The sequence below is a fragment of the Microtetraspora sp. NBRC 16547 genome (assembly GCF_030268965.1).
In the GTDB taxonomy this organism is placed as follows: Bacteria; Actinomycetota; Actinomycetes; order Streptosporangiales; family Streptosporangiaceae; genus Microtetraspora.
Genome location: NZ_BSSE01000132.1, coordinates 1 through 261 on the forward strand (window position 1 = coordinate 1; position 261 = coordinate 261).

Below are 261 nucleotides of genomic sequence, written 5' to 3' on the forward strand. Positions count from 1 at the left end.
GGGCAGCCCCGAGGTCTCCACGTCCTGACACCACAGTTCCTGCGGCGTTGCTGATATTGATCGCGGCGTTGGTGTCAGCGTGGCCGGTCCACCCGCACGCGGGGTTGACGCACGAGAACCGAGTGCCGTCACGGGAGGCAGCGTCACGGTGCCCGCACTGGTGGCAGGTCTGCGACGTGCCCGGGGCGGGAACCTTCACCACCAGCCCGCCGCGATCACGGGTTTTGTACTCCAGCAGGGTGACTGTGCGACCCCACGCCT

General features: G+C 68.2%; 1 protein-coding gene. It reads right to left on the reverse strand.

Features of this window, described 5'->3' with window-relative positions; all coding sequences use genetic code 11:
* A partial coding sequence (locus QSK17_RS35925; protein ID WP_285711162.1) for a zinc ribbon domain-containing protein occupies positions 1-261 on the reverse strand: 261 nt, incomplete at both ends.